Here is a 14,653-nt window from a genome sequence, read left to right as displayed (position 1 = left end):
TCCTATATTGATCAAATAGTTACAATGAACCCGCTCAGGTAACTTGTTTGAAATTCACCACAAGCGTATCTATGTATCGACCATGGATTGAAAAACTTAATACAAATTTTAATTTTTTTTGTATTTTTTTCATTTGATGGTTTTGTTTGAATACAAGAGGTATATCACCAAAATGACCATCGCCTAATTAACAGAATATACGGATAAACACCTGATCAATCAATAGAAACGAGTACAGCGATGAGGATGAATCTAACGACACCTGTAAAATCAGACATTTGAACAAAACACAAAAATTGATAAATTTAATTCATCACACTATCTATGGCGACACAAAACCTCAGATTGTTTATTTAAGCAATATATTCATAATATATGTACTTACAGATGAATCCATATATAACAAAGTGTACAAAACTCAATTTATGCAGTGTAGACACTGCTTTAAAGTTGCCCTAACAAAATCGCAGGTATCAAAGTAGTTGCAGATGCAATCACTAAATTATTTCTAGTAGAAACAACCCGGCTATTTATTTGCAAGCCTCGATTGGTTGGAACCATAGTGCCCGTCAGCACATAATCCATTCCTTGTAAATCACGCAGTTTCTCGACATTGCGCGAAAGGGATAAATCACCTGCAGGACTCACGGTAATCTCGCGTGTAAGTTTGTATTCTACAACTAAAGCGCCATATTCAGGCAATACTGTGCTGAGCTGCTCGGCCAATTGATTACCAACAGAACTTGTTTGCTCAAGCTGTTCATCGAAAAATACAAAACTCGCAACCCCAACTTTATTTCCAACTAATTGCTGATTACCTGCTAATTTAAAGGCAAGCTGAGACACATAATCACTTAGAGATTTCCGACTCTGTTTAAACTGCGGCGCAGAAATGTATGGCTTCATATCAATACCTGCGGCAGCCATCTCTGAAGGCAGATTTTTGCGCTTGAATCGCTTCACATTTAATCCGGGAATAGGGGCTCCTGCTAAGACCTCTGCAGAATCCAGTTGCGAAACCATTGTTTTCGATCCGGCAGGCTCTGCTTCAGCTAATGGCTCTGTTATACCAAACCATTCTGTACTTTTTCTTTTTGTGTCAGCGCTTTGACTAGTAGACACATTTGTTTCTGTCGAGTCACAAGCACAATTTGATTGAGCTTGTACCGCACCACTAGGTACAGTCTGATTGAAAGAAGATTTGTTAGCACTACCGGGGTCCACTGACATTCCATCAGTGGCAGGGCTCGCAAATGTTGCATTGTCTGAGTTAATTTCAGTAGCTGCAGACAAATTATTAAATTGCGGCGTTGATCGAGAAGCCTTCGTCTGCTCAATTATTTCAGAAAGACCTTTGATAACAGCAAGTAGTTGATCCTGATTATCAACAACACTTTGCAATGTCTGCAATGCGTCCGCTTGCTCTGGCGTTTTTTCAACTTTTCCAAGATACGCCGCCCTGGAAGGCGAATCATCAAGTTCCGACATCTCACTTAATGTTTTTATCAAAAACTGTAAATCTTCTTCACTACTCATTAAACGACCAAGTGCTGGCTTCTGTTTTTCCCAGTCCGCCTGCATAATTTTCATTTGTTCCTGCAACATCGCCAACTGTTCTTCAGGAGATTGAGTTGGTATTTGGGCCTCTTCTGTTTCATCGCCTATTTCAACTGAACTGCTTTCTAGCATTGCACAGGATGACAGAAGGCTTAGCATCAAGGCAGCACAAATTGCAGAGTAAATGTTGCTGCTTACACCTAACCTATTGTTTGATAATTGACCAAAAGCACTGATTCTAAACATCATTAGTCCATCCTGTAAATACTGTAATAGCTATGGCTGACTCGCTTTTAACTGCAACAACGGCGCACTGTGAGTTCCTTTAAGTGCATGCACAACGTTCTGTGGAATAAAAGCCTGAGCTGAAGCCAGTACTTTTTTATCCATCACGTTCACCATTCGCGCATTGACTATCACACCACCTTGATGACGAACCAAAGTTCCGCCCAACACCACACTAATTGGATATTGCTGTGTTAATTCCAGAAAATCGCGGCTGAAGGTGAAATCACCTGTTGGCGTCACACGGATGTAATCTGTAGTTTTGAAATCTGTTACTGCCATGCCAAATTGAGTGGCTTCATGCATAAAAGCTTCGGACAGTTGGTTGCCTAGCAAATCACCTTGCTGATAATCACCATCCAGATATACGAAGCTGGTGACGCCTACACTGAAGGTTGTACTTAAAATTTCCAGATTAGCGGCTAAGTCATGCATCAGACTTTGCACATAGTGATTGACTGTTACTACAGGTTCAGGTTTATAGCCTGGTAATTTCATTCCTGACATGCGGGCATTTTGGACTGCGGCACTATCGTAATCACTGATATATAAGTGCGCCAAAGGCTGCTCATTTTTCATACGGCCACTACCCTGACCTAGCTCCACTTGATTGACCGTTGAAGGTTGAGCGTCAGAGTCGAGCTGGATCAACGGAGCACAGCCAGATATTACGGCAATGGCCATGACGCTTACCAAGTTGAAATAATAGCGATTTAATCTGCTCATCCGTTAAGACTCCGAATTGCGATACAACCTATTATGGCGCAATTGCAACTGCTCGTTGGGCCATAATACAGCTACAGGAATAACACTGGATGCGGCAGCAAGTACTTGCTGACTCTTCAGGTCAATTAATTTAGCATTGACTGTGATATGCACTTCTCCTTCGGTCAGGGTCCCTGTAATCACATAGCGCGCCAGCTGATTCTGCGCCAGTTGGCTTAAATCACGGCCTAGAGCATTTTCAAAACCGGGATGCAGCATCACCGCATCGTTTAAACGGATCTCACTGACCTGATATCCAAGTTGGGTAGCAACGGTCTGCATGCTTTCCTGTAACTGCAAAGAGGCATTGTAGCTAGAGTGACGACTGACATCAGGGGCCATCAGCTGCACATCTGCAAAAGTAGTGACGGCGATAGCTCCTGATTCCAAAGGCTGTAATTTATGAAAAAGCTGATCGGCCAGACGCTCAGTGTAAAACAACAAAGGAGGATGCTGTTCTGCTTTTGATTTGGTTACAGGATCGGCAACATCTTGCCCTTGTGGCAAAAAGCTGCAGCTGCACAACAGCAGAACTGTCATCACTAAACCTAGTATTCGCACTGTAGCCCCCGGCAATGATCGCACTTTTTTATCTATGTCAGATATACAGCAAAATTGATGCCAGAAAATTTTGACGGTTTTTACAATCCCGAAATTCGTCAGACTCAATTCTGCGGTGTAGATGGACGGGAGGGGACAAATACCGCGGTGCAGATGGACGGGAGGGGACAAGCCCCTCCCCTACGGTATTTATATCGCGATGGGGGCTTTGATGGCAGGATGTGCCAAATAATTGACTAGTTCAAAATCGTCGATACTAAAGCCAAAAATATCTTTGATGGCAGGGTTTAGTTTCATTTGTGGCAATGGATGTGGTGTGCGGCTTAACTGCTCGTTTACTTGGTCCATATGGTTGCTGTACAAATGTGCATCACCAAAAGTATGCACAAAATCACCAGGCGTTAAATCACAGACCTGCGCCACCATCATGGTTAGCAGCGCATAACTGGCGATATTAAAAGGCACGCCAAGAAAAATGTCGGCGCTGCGTTGATACAACTGGCAGGATAATTTTCCGTCGTGCACATAAAACTGGAACAAGGTATGGCAAGGTGGTAAGGCCTGTTTGCCCATAGCCGCATTGTCTTTTGGACTGAACTTAGTATCAGGCAATACCGCTGGATTCCAGCCACTGACGATTAAACGGCGTGAATCCGGATTGGTTTTAATGTCATGAATGAGCTGGCTGATTTGGTCTATCCCCCGACCATCCGGCGTTTGCCAGCTGCGCCACTGCGCACCATAGACAGGACCTAAATCGCCCTGCTCTGTCGCCCATTCATCCCAAATACTAACTTTGTTATCCTTCAGATACTGGATATTGGTGTCGCCTTTGAGGAACCACAACAGCTCATGAATAATAGAGCGCAGATGACATTTTTTCGTGGTTACCAGCGGAAAGCCCTGGCTTAAGTCAAACCTCATCTGATAGCCAAACACGCTGATGGTGCCAGTGCCTGTGCGATCAGATTTTTTGTGGCCATGCTCAAGCACATGGCGCATTAAGTCTAAATACTGCTTCATGCTTTGCTCTCTTTGCCTGATGTTTTGCTCTGACGGCCTGATTTACTCTCACGGCTATAACCCCAGACAATCAGTCCAAGGCCAGCAACAATCATTGGAATACAGAGCCACTGCCCCATAGACATGCCCAGAGATAACAAGCCTAAATGCGCATCCGGCTCACGGAAGAATTCAATAATAAAACGTGCAGTACCATAGCCCAGCAGGAATAAACCAGCGACGTTACCTGCAGGTGGTTTTTTGCCTTTGTACCATTGCAGCAAAATAAACAGAATGATACCTTCAGCGACCAGTTCATAAAGTTGTGACGGATGGCGCGGCAACATACCGGCATTCGGGAATAACACAGCCCATGGTACATCTGTAGTGCGGCCCCATAATTCGCCGTTGATAAAGTTACCCAAACGACCAAAAGCTAAACCCAGAGGCAGCAGCGGTACAACAAAGTCACCTAGTTCCAGATAACGTTTTTTATTGCGCCAGGCAAACCAGGCCATAGCGGCCATCACACCTAACACACCACCGTGGAAGGACATACCACCTTCCCAGGTGCGGAATAAATACAGCGGATCAGCAATGAAGTTACTGAAACTGTAAAACAATACATAACCAACGCGGCCACCGACAATGACGCCTAAAAAGCCGAAAAACAGTAAGTCACTGACCTGATCGCGGGTCCAACCCGAGCCCCGTTTATCAGCTTGCCGGTTCGCCAACCAGTTCGCCAGTAAAAAGGCAATCACATACATCAAGCCATACCAACGCACGGCGACAGGCCCGATGCTAAAGATCACCGGGTCAATTTGCGGGAATAAAAAGTAAGAGTCCACTATGAAAAGTCCTGTTCTAAGCAATACATCTGCATGGTGCATTCACACCAACGCAGATCCAGATAAGGTCAAACATTGTAACAGCCCTTGGTGCTGTTAAGCACGTAATTGGTTCAGTAGCTGCTTTTGGTCGAGGAAACGCTGTACGTGCAGACGAACTTGTTTTGGCGACTGGCAGGCCAGAATTTCCGGTAGCAGCAATTGCAGTTCAGACATATTCACCCTGCGTAACAACCATTTGATTTTTGCCAGGTTACTGCTGTTCATACTGAATTTGTCATAGCCCATGGCAGCTAAAATCAGTACACCAGCAGGTTCACCTGCCAATTCACCACAAATACTCATAGGCAATTGTAAGCCCTGAGCCTGTAATGACATTTGATGCAAGGCGCGCAAAACCGCAGGATGCATCGCATCATACAAACCCGCTACTCTTGGGTTGTTGCGATCAACAGCCAATAAATACTGAGTTAAATCGTTGGTGCCGACAGAGCAAAAATCAATCTTCCGCGCCAGTTCAGGCAACTGATACATAATGGACGGCACTTCAATCATCACCCCGACTTTAGCTTTAGGTAGCTGCACTTCAGTGCCTGCTAACTCATCCGTCAGTTCAAAAGTAGCCTGTTTGATGAGACGCAGCGATTCATCCACTTCAGCTAAGTCCGAAATCATCGGCAGCAAAATATGTAAATTGCCCTGGCCTATATTGGCTTTGAGCATAGCGCGGATTTGAACCAGAAAAATTTCCGGATGATCCAAAGTTAACCGAATACCACGCCAGCCTAAAAAGGGGTTTTCTTCAATAATGCTGAAATAAGGCAGCGCTTTATCACCGCCCACATCCAAAGTACGCATGACCACGGCTTTGGTCGGATGCGACGCCAGCACTTTTTTATAGAGTTCGATTTGCTCCGCTTCTGTTGGGAAACGGTTTCGCATAATAAAAGGGAATTCAGTACGGTATAAACCAATGCCATCTGTATATGACGGCTGAGCGCTTTCCAACTCTATCGCCAGACCAGCATTGACCATTAAACTAAAAGGCGTACCACAAGCGCTCTGGGCGTTTAAATGCATCTCAGACTGATAACGGGCGCTAAGCTGCGCATCCTCACTGATCAAGGCCTGGTATTCAGCCACTATAGCTTCAGCTGGCCCAACTAAAATCTGACCACGATAGCCATCCACTATCAAACGCTGACTTTGCCAGTGAAACAGCGGCAGCTCGTCAAGGCCCATCACAGCCGGAATGCCCAAAGCACGGGCCATAATAGCGGCATGTGAGTTGACTGAGCCTTTGAGCGACACTATAGCCACCAGCTGAGCACGCGGAATTTCGGCCAGCATAGTGGCGGTGACGTTGTCAGCCACTAACACGACTTTTTCCGGCAATTTATGATGACGCTGCTCAGTGTCGAGCAAATGATTCAGCACTCTTTGACCTAAATCACGGATATCAGTACCGCGTTCGCGCAGGTAGGGATCGTCCATATCGTCAAACTGGCGGGCAAACTTTTCAACCACACGTTTTAGTGCGCTTTTAGCACACCAGCCTTCGTGGATTTGTTTTTCAATTTCATTACCAAGGCTGGCCGCGTCTAATAACTGATGGTAAACATCAAAAATGGCCAAAGCGTCAGGCGGCAAATGCCCCGCCATACGTTCAGCTAAACGATTAAATTCAGCTTTGGTAATTTTGACGGCTTTGTAAAAACGTGACAGCTCTTTTTCCGGATCATCGACTTTTTTCAGCGATATCGCATCAAAGTCACTGGACGGTTCCAGTACAAAACCTTCACCTATAGCTATACCAGGCGCACCGGGTAAACCCAGCAACTGGCCTGTACTTTTTTGCTGTTTTGAATTCTGACTGGCTGCCTGGCGCATTTCTGCGTTCACTAACACAGAGGCCAGCTGCACACCTAAAGTGACCAGAAAAGACTCTTCATCTTCGCTGAAAACCCTCGACTCCCCTTGCTGAATAGTGAGTACACCCAGCACTTTGCGGTGATGAATAATAGGGCAGCCTAAAAAGGCCGAAAATCGGTCTTCACTGACTTCTGGGGTGACTTTAAAACGGGGATGTAAATGGGCTTGGGCTAAGTTGATCGGCTCTTCGCGCTGACCTACCCAGCCAATCAAACCTTCGGAGAAACCAATGGAGATTTGGCCTACCGCTTCAGGATTTAAGCCGTCTGTCGCCATCAACATAAAATGCTGCTGATTATAGTCGGCTAAATAAACAGAACAACACTCTGTCTTCAGAGCATTTTTTACATTCGAGACTAAGCCAGCCAATGCGTTATTCAGTACCGGCTCTTGCGCCACATCCTGCACTATGCGCCTTAACTGGCTCAGCATTTCTAACCCCTTCTGATTAACTTCTCATTTTTTCCATCTCTACGAAGATACGGCAAAGCAATAGGGGCAAACTCTTTCATCACCTTGCGGTACACTTCCCGCTTAAAGGCGACGACCTGACGCACCGGATACCAATAACTGACCCAGCGCCAGTCATCAAACTCCGGATGCGAAGTTTTTAACAGATTTACGTCTTCATCCTTACAGGTCAGGCGCAACAAAAACCATTTTTGTTTTTGCCCTATACACACCGGATTACTGTCCCGCCGAATTAAACGCTTAGGTAATTTGTACCTTAGCCAGTGTTTGGTTACAGCAATAATTTCTACATCTTCAGGCTGTAAACCAACTTCTTCGTTTAACTCCCGGTACATGGCCTGCTCAGGGGTTTCCCCGTCATCAATGCCACCCTGTGGGTACTGCCAGGAATGTTGACCGTATCTCCTTGCCCAAAACACCTGTCCCTGGTGGTTATATATCACAATGCCGACGTTGGCTCTAAAGCCTTCAGCGTCGATCACAAAAACCTCTAGCTTATTTACAGCTGTTGTTTCATCGATTCTTTCATAAAGTCACGACTTCGGCAAATTGTATTTTCTACAGAGTTATCCACAATTTAACTGATTAATTAGCACGCACTGTGAACTTCTACACAGGCTCTGTACATAAAGCTGTGCATAAGGGTGTTTTTATTCTTGAATAACTCATGAAAGCTGGAATAACACACAACCAAAACAACAAAAAAAGCCATAAAAAACATAACGTTACACTGAAAAGATTGCTATTTAAGCAGCGATACAACTGTGCATAACTTGCTTTGCTTGCTTTTTGAACAGCAAAATAAATCAAAAAATGGTAATGTTTTGAAAGACCTGAATCACCGCTGTATTTATGATGCTTTTATGAGCCTGCCACCGCTAAACATAGACGATCTACTCGAACGTTGCACCCTGATTGCGGGCCTGACGTTAGGCCAGTTGGCTGAGCAATGTCAGCTTCAACTACCTGCCAATCTGCAACGGGAAAAAGGTACTGTAGGTCAATTGTTGGAACTGGTGCTCGGAGCCAGCAGTGGCAGCAAAGCTGAACCTGATTTTCCTCATTTAGGCGTAGAACTAAAAACCTTACCTGTGGATCGATGTGGTAAACCTCTGGAAAGCACTTATGTGTGTGTAGCGCCTTTAACCGATGTCGCAGGCTTGCGCTGGCATGAGTCATGGGTCTGTCGCAAACTCAGCAAGGTATTGTTTGTGCCCGTACTGGCCGAACGCACTATTCCACTGGCGGAGCGTCAAATTGGCAGTGCATTTTTATGGAGCCCGGATGCAGAGCAACAAGCATTGTTGCAACAGGACTGGGAAGAATTGATGGAACTGATTGTATTAGGTGGTATTGATCAAATTAAAGGCGCGCATGGCAAAGTACTGCAATTAAGGCCTAAAGCGGCCAACAGCAAAGCGCTAACTTCTGCTATTGGCGCAGATGGCCAACCTATTCAAACCCTGCCCAGAGGCTTTTATTTAAAGGCCAGCTTTACTGCTTCATTGCTGGCCCGCCAGTTTGGTGATTAACTTTGATACTTACCTATAAGCAACTGATAATCGCCACTATCTTTTAGCTGCTGCAAGGCCTGATTAAAAGAGCTCACCTGCTCTGGCTGTACTGTTGATTTACTGAACATCACATAAATAGGTGATTCATCCAGCTTGATGCTATGAGGCTGCACCTCTTGCTCCAGTCCTTTACGCCGGATAATAGCGGCGCCTACAAAACTATCCTCCAGCACAGCATCTACCTGATCATCCAGCAACACAGCGATATTTTGCTCGCTCATCGAAGACTCAACAAACTGTGGCCGCATATACTCGTCGCTATACAAGGCACTAATTTGTTCACCATAATAATAATCGCTGATCAAACCCACCTTGTGTTTTGCCGCCACCATTTCTGCCACAGACTCAAATTTGTATTTGTCTGCATCATCCTTACGAACAAATAATTGGAACTGTTCAGCACGGTAAGGATCGGAGAATAAAGCAAATTCTTCGCGGGCTGGCGTTTTGGATGCACCCAACAGCACATCCAGCTGTCCTTGCCTGAACTGCCCCAATAATTCCTGCCAGGTGCCATGCTGCAGCACCAGTGTACAATTCATACGTCCGGCAACGGCTTGTACTATTTCAATATCCAGTCCACTGGCTTGTTGTTCCAATCCGACATATTGGTAGGGTTCCCAGGATTCAAAACCCAGTTTCAGCTGGCATGGTGCGGCTTTGGGTTCAGCGGGAGTTTCTGCCACTTTAGTGACAGCATCAGGAGTACTAACAGCAGAGGTTTGAGTTTCAGCAGGTTTACAGCCAAACAACAGCAGACAAACTACAGCGCTGCATAGAAAGTGTTGAACGTTCATAAGCGGCCTCTTTATTTTTTAGTGTCTATCCGCTTTGAGCTTAGTGCATCCGGGCAATTTTTCCTCTTACATCAGATACTTTTTGTGTAGGGGCCGTGGCTTGCCCCGGCCCGTCCATCTGCACCACAATGTTTTTGTGTATATTACACCGCGGTGTCATTAGACAGGTGGGTACAAGACTGAAGGGCATCGGATTTGAATTCGAGACGGGCGGGTACAAAACCCGCCCCTACCATTTTTGGTCTGTCAGACAAAACGGCAGCGGAATTGACGGCCTTTGATTTTGCCTTCGCTTAAGCGTTTTAGTGCAGCATTTGCTACATCATTGCGAACAGCAACAAAACTGACCATTGGCAGCACGTTTATTTTGCCCAGTTGATCAAAAGACAAACCCAATTCACCTGTTAAGGCGCCAACTATGTCACCTGGTCTTACTTTATCTTTTTTACCACCATCGATCATCACAGTGCGCATTGGCGCGCGCGCCGGTACAGCATCTTTCGCAGGAAAAGCAGTTAACTCTGCCCACTGTGCTGTTAAGTTCAGCTGATCTTCCAGTGCCGCCAAACGGCCCATTTGTGAAGGAGTCACCAGCGTTAAAGCCAGACCTTCGCTACCTGCACGGCCAGTGCGCCCCACCCTGTGGACATGCACTTCAGGGTCGTTGGATAAATCGTAGTTTATGACCAAAGGCAAAGCACTGATATCCAAACCCCGGGCTGCAACATCTGTTGCAACCATAATCAGGCAACTTTGGTTAGTGAACTGCATCAGCACACGTTCACGGTCACGCTGCTCTAAGTCACCATGCAACGACATCACACTGTAACCGGCATCTGCGAGTTCATCGCAAATATCCTGAGTGTCTTTGCGCATATTGGAGAAAATCAGTGTGGGCTTGGCGCCATGCCAGGACAGGATTTGCTTTAACGCAGCAATTTTATCGTTGGCTTCTACTTCAATAAATTTTTGCTCTATTTCAGTTTGTTCAGCATCTTCAACAAATACCTGCACAGCATCGGTTTTTAAGTGACGTTTTAAATCGTTCACTTTGTCCGGATAAGTGGCTGAAAACAACAAGGTTTGGCGATCCGCAGGCAGAGCGTTCAGAATCACGCCAATATCATCAGCGAAACCCATGTCCAACATACGGTCAGCTTCATCTAATACCAGGGTTTCGACATCCGACAAGTTCAGCAGGTTACGGTCGATCATTTCAAGAATACGACCCGGAGTCCCGACAATAATATGAGCACCATGTTCTAACGAGCCAATTTGTGGACCAACAGAAACACCACCGACCAGAGTTAACACTTTAATATTGTGCTGACTGCGTGCTAAACGACGGATTTCCTGCGCAACCTGCTCAGCTAATTCACGGGTAGGACAAAGCACCAGCGACTGAATGCGGAAACGTTTGACCGCCAGTTTGTGCAACAAGGTCAGGGCAAAAGCCACTGTTTTGCCACTGCCGGTGCGGGCTTTGGCCAGAATATCTTTGCCTTCCAACAGCGCAGGCAAAGCCTGTTGCTGAATAGGCGTCATCTGACTGTAGCCAAGACTCTCAAGGCTTTGTAATAAATGTTCTGCTAAAGGCAGACTGGTAAAAGTGGCGTTGCTCAAAAAATGGGTACTCTCTATTGACACAGAAACTGGCACTGGAAAAAGGGCGCGCACTATAACAGAAGCGCCCACGCCGGGCGAGTATAAATTTTAAGCACTTTTCGCTAGGGTAAGCATCAGGCAAATACAGTGACCGTCTGACGGCTAATGGCCGCTAATTGACCATCGGGTTGCCATAACTTGGCTTCAATATGATGATAGCCATCAGCGCCATGCTCAATACTAGCCAGATAAGACCACCAGTCAGTCGTCAGCGCTTTAGTTTCAGCGCCTTGATGCGGCTGGATAAACTCGATAGTCCAGGTTAACGAACTGGCGGGCGCCGGCTGGTTCAGTAAAGTTAAACTGACCGGAGGCCAGGCGTCGACCAAGGCCAATAACTCCAGCACACCTACAGCTGTACTTTCGCCTTCAGCAAAACGGATAAGCCCACCTAACTCTGTGCCTGTGCCCCCTGAAAATGGCATAACACCGCGCGTGATATGGTAATCAAAATGTCGGGTAAATTCCGGTGCTGGCCCTTGTTTTGGCAATACCATAGCCTTTGTATTAAATTCTGGAACTGTTTCCGCTTTAATCTGATAAGCCGATGGACGTTCAGCACCAAAACTCGCCAGTAGCACTAAAGCCACCTGATCTTGCTGAGTGATCTCGACCATCGCCTGAATAACTGACTTGCCCTGACGCAAAATACGCCGCGATACAGTAGCTGGCCCTGCATTTAACGGAGCGACAAAAGACACGGACACAGAGCGCAGCGGTATTTGTGCAGGCAGCTCTGTGATTAAATGCGCCAAAGCTAAAGCCGACGCCATACCACCAAACACCGCCCTGCCCTGGCCCCATTGCGCAGGGACTTCAATTTGTAGCTCATCTGCCTGTCCGGCTTTAAACTGCTGTAGTACATCGGCAAATAACATAGTTCTGTCCTTTTTTATGCTGCGCTAGCGCAGCCACATCTTATGCTGTAGTGGCTTTTCCGCCAGGAAATGAATATCGGATAATCCGGGCCACTACCGTAGCGTACTGGCGCAAAAAACTGCCGCTGTTATAAGCAATACCATATTTTTTCGCAATAGCCTGCACTTGAGGTGCGACCGTCAAATAATGCAAAGCTGGCATATCCGGAAATAAATGATGTTCAATCTGGCAACTTAAATGGCCGGTTAAAATATGAAACCAACGCGGTCCGGTGAAGTTGGATGACCCCAGAATTTGCCGATAATACCAGTGTCCAGGGCTTTCGCCTTCGCATTGCTGCTGGGTAAAGGTGTGAACATCAGCAGTGAAATGACCACAGAAAATCACAGTGGAGGTCCATAAGTTACGGATAATATTCGCCACTAAATTACCGGCTAACACCCATAACCACATAGGCCCGGCAATCAAAGGGAAAAACACATAATCTTTAAACAACTGACGTGCACCTTTGCCAAAGAAGGCTTTTTTCAAATCCTTGTGGCTGACACTGTTAACCCGATCGGGTTTCTTTTTACCAAAAAATACCCGCTCACCCGCCAGCTCGTGGTAAGACACGCCCCATTGAAACAAGGTGCTTAACACCAGATAAGTGGCAAACTGCCATAAGTTACGCAGGCGCCAGCGGAAGTCGTTACTCAAGCGCAATAAGCCATAACCAAAGTCACGGTCTTTACCAATGATATTGGTGTAGGTGTGATGCTCAAAGTTGTGGGTGCGTTTCCAGGAACCAGCGTCACAGGCAATATCCCACTCATAACGCTTCGAATGCAGCACTGGGTCATTCATCCAGTCGTATTGCCCATGTAAAACGTTATGCCCTATTTCCATATTGTCGAGAATTTTTGCCAACGCCAAAAGCGCAACACCTAAAACCCACAACCATGGCGTAATAAACCCCAGCACCATCAATATGCGGCCTGAAATGGCGCTTAAGCGCTGCGTCAGTAACATACGGCGGATATAACGCGCTTCTTTATTCCCCAACTGACTCATCACACCGGCCTTCACTTGATCCAGCTCAGCAGCCAGCTCCGACAATTGTTGTTCTGTAAGTTTCATTCTGATCCTATAACTCTATCTGCAGGTTGCTATGCGCAGCGCTAATACACAACTGAATTTGTTCAGGACCGTCGCCTGAGATTTGACCTGTGCGTAAATTCAGCACCTGGCCTGATTTTTTTTGACACACACACTGATAGCACACACCTATCCGGCAACCAAAACGTGGGGTTAATCCTTGATGCTCTGCGGCTTGTAACAATGGCACTCCTGCAGCGGCTTCTACTGTTGTTACCTGCCCCAGCTGCATAAACAGGGCTTGTTTGACTGGCCCTTCTGCTGCAGTCACGGCCAATCCAAAAAGTTCGGCATGAATGGCCGTCGATGGCACGCCTTGTTGCATCAAATCGTCCTTGTACTGACGGCTCATAGCCGCTGGCCCACATAGATAGTAATGAGCCTTGATCAGCGAAAAACCGTCTTTCGCTTTTAATTGCCGCACTAAATTCAACCGGCCTGCACTTTCAGTTTCAATCAGTTGCAGTTCAAATAAAGGCTGTTTTGCCGCCAGTAGTTTTAATTCTGTCAAAAAGGCGGCCTGAGCTGCATTTTTAACGCAATAAAACAGCACAACAGGCGAAGTCCAGCAGCGTAAACTGCTTAGCATGGACCAAAGTGGTGTAATACCTGAACCTGCCGCCACCATCACTATGCTCTGTTCAAGCGCAGTATCAGCTTTAGGTTCCAGCACAAAATCGCCCATCGCATCACTGACACTCAAATGAGTCAACTTAGGCATCTCTGCGGCTAAAGCTTTAGTAAACTCGCCTTGAGGTTGAATACGGCAACTGATGCGGATTTGTTTTTGCCGCGCAAATACTGCAGAGGACGAGCTGATACTAAAACTGCGGCTGATATAACGACCTTGATGCAGCATAGTGACCAGAAGATGCTGGCCTGGGGTGAAACCTACCCAGGACGATGCTGGTTCTAACCAGACACTTAACATCTGATCAGTCTCCCAGCCAAAATCAACAATGCGGGCACTGTGATAATCCGGATGCAGCGCAGGTTTATTCCAGTTCAACAAAGGATGCAGGTAATAACCCAGCTTCGGCTGATTCGCCAGCATTAAACTAAATTGGCGATAGAGGCTCTGGCCCCATAAAGAGATCGTTTTGCTCACACTGGTCCTTCCACTTAATTTCAGCGCACAGTTGTACACTAAAAATAAATAAAACACCACTTCATGGAT

At 46.2% G+C, this 14,653-nt stretch carries 13 protein-coding genes; 1 reads left to right on the top strand and 12 read right to left on the bottom strand.

Annotation, left to right across the window (positions count from 1 at the left end; genetic code table 11):
• Positions 1-444 precede the first annotated feature (444 nt).
• From EK374_RS06880 to rppH, 7 genes are all read right to left on the bottom strand, one after another.
• Entirely contained in the window at positions 445-1,806 is a 1,362-nt protein-coding gene (locus EK374_RS06880) for a FlgO family outer membrane protein (protein ID WP_127021368.1), read from the bottom strand.
• Positions 1,807-1,833: 27 nt separating this feature from the next.
• The gene (locus EK374_RS06875) at positions 1,834-2,526 is read right to left on the bottom strand and encodes a FlgO family outer membrane protein (RefSeq protein ID WP_127021366.1); all 693 of its coding nucleotides are present in this window, start codon (positions 2,524-2,526) and stop codon (positions 1,834-1,836) included.
• A gap of 45 nt (positions 2,527-2,571) precedes the next feature.
• Entirely contained in the window at positions 2,572-3,147 is a 576-nt protein-coding gene (locus EK374_RS06870) for a FlgO family outer membrane protein (protein WP_127021364.1), read from the bottom strand.
• Between the two features lie 210 nt (positions 3,148-3,357).
• The gene (locus EK374_RS06865; protein WP_127021362.1) at positions 3,358-4,191 is read right to left on the bottom strand and encodes a thymidylate synthase; all 834 of its coding nucleotides are present in this window, start codon (positions 4,189-4,191) and stop codon (positions 3,358-3,360) included.
• The gene (gene lgt, locus EK374_RS06860) at positions 4,188-5,021 is read right to left on the bottom strand and encodes a prolipoprotein diacylglyceryl transferase (RefSeq protein WP_233280363.1); all 834 of its coding nucleotides are present in this window, start codon (positions 5,019-5,021) and stop codon (positions 4,188-4,190) included. The genes EK374_RS06865 and lgt overlap by 4 nt, the downstream gene beginning before the upstream one ends.
• A 96-nt stretch (positions 5,022-5,117) precedes the next feature.
• Positions 5,118-7,385, bottom strand: a complete 2,268-nt coding sequence (gene ptsP / locus EK374_RS06855) for a phosphoenolpyruvate--protein phosphotransferase (RefSeq protein WP_127021358.1) — start codon at positions 7,383-7,385, stop codon at positions 5,118-5,120.
• A gap of 2 nt (positions 7,386-7,387) precedes the next feature.
• Entirely contained in the window at positions 7,388-7,906 is a 519-nt protein-coding gene (rppH, locus tag EK374_RS06850) for an RNA pyrophosphohydrolase (protein WP_008898589.1), read from the bottom strand.
• A gap of 342 nt (positions 7,907-8,248) precedes the next feature.
• Between rppH and mutH the strand changes: the two genes are divergently transcribed.
• A complete protein-coding gene (gene mutH / locus EK374_RS06845) occupies positions 8,249-8,956 on the top strand; it encodes a DNA mismatch repair endonuclease MutH (RefSeq protein ID WP_325049718.1) in 708 nt (235 codons plus the stop codon).
• Here the strand turns inward: mutH and EK374_RS06840 are convergent.
• The 5 genes from EK374_RS06840 to EK374_RS06820 all read right to left on the bottom strand — a co-directional run bounded on the left by EK374_RS06840 (position 8,953) and on the right by EK374_RS06820 (position 14,584).
• Complete coding sequence (locus EK374_RS06840; protein WP_127021356.1) at positions 8,953-9,795, bottom strand: substrate-binding periplasmic protein; 843 nt, start codon at positions 9,793-9,795, stop codon at positions 8,953-8,955. The two genes, mutH and EK374_RS06840, sit on opposite strands and share 4 nt — an antisense overlap.
• A 246-nt stretch (positions 9,796-10,041) precedes the next feature.
• Entirely contained in the window at positions 10,042-11,418 is a 1,377-nt protein-coding gene (gene dbpA / locus EK374_RS06835; RefSeq protein ID WP_127021354.1) for an ATP-dependent RNA helicase DbpA, read from the bottom strand.
• A gap of 116 nt (positions 11,419-11,534) precedes the next feature.
• Positions 11,535-12,338 (bottom strand): acyl-CoA thioesterase, encoded by an 804-nt coding sequence (locus EK374_RS06830; protein ID WP_127021352.1) that lies wholly within the window; start codon positions 12,336-12,338, stop codon positions 11,535-11,537.
• Between the two features lie 40 nt (positions 12,339-12,378).
• A complete protein-coding gene (locus EK374_RS06825; RefSeq protein ID WP_127021350.1) occupies positions 12,379-13,458 on the bottom strand; it encodes a fatty acid desaturase family protein in 1,080 nt (359 codons plus the stop codon).
• Between the two features lie 7 nt (positions 13,459-13,465).
• A complete protein-coding gene (locus EK374_RS06820) occupies positions 13,466-14,584 on the bottom strand; it encodes a flavin reductase family protein (RefSeq protein WP_127021348.1) in 1,119 nt (372 codons plus the stop codon).
• Positions 14,585-14,653 lie beyond the last annotated feature (69 nt).

Origin of the sequence: Rheinheimera mangrovi (assembly GCF_003990335.1) — a bacterium.
GTDB classification, from domain to species: domain Bacteria; phylum Pseudomonadota; class Gammaproteobacteria; order Enterobacterales; family Alteromonadaceae; genus Pararheinheimera; species Pararheinheimera mangrovi.
The sequence above is the reverse complement of the archived record's forward strand: the minus strand, read 5'-3'. Positions and strand labels throughout refer to the sequence as shown.

Excerpts from the sequence above, each read along its gene's own strand:
- EK374_RS06880 (WP_127021368.1), bottom strand. The coding sequence starts at position 1,806 with ATGATGTTTAGAATCAGTGCTTTTGGTCAATTATCAAACAATAGGTTA.
- EK374_RS06875 (WP_127021366.1), bottom strand. The coding sequence starts at position 2,526 with ATGGCCATTGCCGTAATATCTGGCTGTGCTCCGTTGATCCAGCTCGAC.
- EK374_RS06870 (WP_127021364.1), bottom strand. The coding sequence starts at position 3,147 with ATGACAGTTCTGCTGTTGTGCAGCTGCAGCTTTTTGCCACAAGGGCAA.
- EK374_RS06865 (WP_127021362.1), bottom strand. The coding sequence starts at position 4,191 with ATGAAGCAGTATTTAGACTTAATGCGCCATGTGCTTGAGCATGGCCAC.
- ptsP (WP_127021358.1), bottom strand. The coding sequence starts at position 7,385 with ATGCTGAGCCAGTTAAGGCGCATAGTGCAGGATGTGGCGCAAGAGCCG.
- EK374_RS06840 (WP_127021356.1), bottom strand. The coding sequence starts at position 9,795 with ATGAACGTTCAACACTTTCTATGCAGCGCTGTAGTTTGTCTGCTGTTG.
- EK374_RS06830 (WP_127021352.1), bottom strand. The coding sequence starts at position 12,338 with ATGTTATTTGCCGATGTACTACAGCAGTTTAAAGCCGGACAGGCAGAT.
- EK374_RS06825 (WP_127021350.1), bottom strand. The coding sequence starts at position 13,458 with ATGAAACTTACAGAACAACAATTGTCGGAGCTGGCTGCTGAGCTGGAT.